Source organism: Parapedobacter soli, from assembly GCF_025460835.1.
Lineage (GTDB): Bacteria > Bacteroidota > Bacteroidia > Sphingobacteriales > Sphingobacteriaceae > Parapedobacter > Parapedobacter soli.
Genome location: NZ_JAMXAY010000121.1, coordinates 1 through 2177, shown reverse-complemented (window position 1 = coordinate 2177; position 2177 = coordinate 1). Strand labels below are relative to the sequence as shown.

Annotated in this window: 2 protein-coding genes and 1 pseudogene; all 3 read left to right on the top strand. The window is 44.0% G+C overall.

Annotated elements, in window-relative coordinates; all coding sequences use genetic code 11:
• On the top strand, positions 1–313 hold a 313-nt coding region (locus NGM62_RS21795), incomplete at its 5' end, for a hypothetical protein (protein ID WP_262250413.1).
• A gap of 211 nt (positions 314–524) precedes the next feature.
• Positions 525–719: a hypothetical protein gene (locus NGM62_RS21790; protein WP_262250412.1), complete on the top strand. Its 195-nt coding sequence runs from the start codon at positions 525–527 to the stop codon at positions 717–719.
• Between the two features lie 144 nt (positions 720–863).
• Positions 864–2079 (top strand): annotated as a pseudogene (locus tag NGM62_RS21785) (IS3 family transposase).
• Positions 2080–2177 lie beyond the last annotated feature (98 nt).

The following is a 2177-nucleotide window of genomic DNA, read 5'->3' as shown; positions in this document are numbered from 1 at the left end:
GGTCAACATGCCCGTTACGGGGGTCAGCATATGCGTTTTATCCAAGAACTTCACGAATTTCATTATCGACCGTTTTTCAATCGAAGAAGCTATAACGGCAGCTGCTAAAGTTGCCTATCTGACTTCATTGCTAAATAAAGAAAATCAGGAAATAGAACGGTTTAAAAATCCGTTGGAAATTAAGGATTGGCTGATTGAAGACCAAGCCTACAATAAATTAAACAAATTGAAGAAGACCAATCCGGAGGCGTTTTTCTATTGGTATAAAGCATTAACAATTAGAAGCAAATCTTTTGGAAAAGATTTAAAATGAAAGAACAACAAGAAAAATATAATTTACCTAAAGGTTGGATTTGGACTACTATTATTTGGACTACTATTGGAGATATCACAATATTATCTAGTGGACAAACCAAGCCAAAGCTTTCGAGCCGCTACTGCTCAACTATGAACGGTATGCGGAGGTTGACCGGTTTATCCAATCGGGACTGAGCGCCGTACAACGAGAGCGGCTTCAATCTGTTTTGAAACTTATCGAGGGCTTTGAGTCTACTTATGCGCTAGAGCTGTTGGCTTCGGCCGATTATGCCAGCAAGCAACCGGGGGTAGGCAATGTAGAGCAGGTAATAAACGCCATTAAGCAATGGAACCCACCAAAGGCCAACCTTTTCCAGACCGAACATGTGAAATTAGCTTATGATTCACCTGGAGGCATTTAAGTCTGCGGCATTTTCATAAGGTTACATTTATAATCGCAGGTGTTTTTAGGGAGATTACAGTTATGACCCCCTCCCTGAAAACTGGAGTATTTAAAAGTAGAGGATTCGGGATTGAATTACTAAATTTAAACGGGAGGAAACCGAATGAAAAGATCAAAGTTTACGGAGGCCCAGATTGCCTTTGCGCTCAAGCAGGCAGAGAGCGGCACACGTGTGGAGGAAGTCTGTCGGAAAATGGGGATCAGCGAGGCTACGTTTTACAACTGGAAGAAGAAATATGGCGGTTTAGGCGTAGCGGAATTGCGCCGACTTCGGCAGCTTGAGGAGGAAAATGCACAATTGAAAAAGCTGGTTGCGGNTACAACTGGAAGAAGAAATATGGCGGTTTAGGCGTAGCGGAATTGCGCCGACTTCGGCAGCTTGAGGAGGAAAATGCACAATTGAAAAAGCTGGTTGCGGACCTGAGCCTTGACAAGCAGATGTTGCAGGATGTGTTAAAAAAAAAGCATTAAGGCCTTCTCAACGCAGAAAGATGGTTAAAGGATTGATTGATGATTATCAGGTTTCACTTCGTCGAGCATGTGCGGTATCGCTGTTGAGTACTTCGGTTTGGTACTATCAGGCACATGGTCGTGAAGATCGACCATTGCGTGTGCGGATTCGTGATATAGCAGAAACCCGGGTTCGTTATGGTTTGAGGCGGATTTATATTCTTTTGCGTAGAGAGGGCTGGAAAGACAACCACAAGCGTGTTTATCGCATTTATAAAGAAGAGGGGCTGAACCTGCGGGTAAAACGCCCCAGGCGTTGCCGGGCTGCTTCACACCGCTCCGAACGCCCTGTGTTTTCCAGTTTACACGATTGTTGGAGCATGGATTTCGTAGCAGATGCGCTGTTTGATGGGCGAAAAATCCGCTGTTTAACTATAGTGGATAATTTTAGTCGAAAATGCATAGCGATTCGGGTCGGACAGGGGTTAAAGGGAGGTGATGTGGTTGCCGTTTTGGAGAAACTACACGTGTTGAGCGGGGAAAAACCGAAGAAGATTCAGGTGGATAACGGATCCGAGTTTATTTCTAAAGAACTTGACCGGTGGGCTTATGAGCAAAAAGTTGAACTTGTTTTTTCAAGACCTGGAAAACCAACGGATAATCCGTATATTGAGTCCTTCAATGGGAGCTTCCGAGATGAGTGCCTGAACACAAACTGGTTCCTCTCACTTGATGATGCAAAAGAGAAAATAGAAGCCTGGAGGCATGAATACAATACCTTCAGGCCTCACAGTTTCTTGGGTGACCTGACCCCGGAAATGTTCATTGAAAAGCAGGTCAAAACAGCCGAATTTTCTATTTTAGAATGACTCGGAAATTGGGAGGGGGTCACGGCAACTAAATTTCTATTTACTACCGTAGCTAGGGCCTGCTGAAAAAGTCAGCCAGCCATTTTCCATTTAAAAAT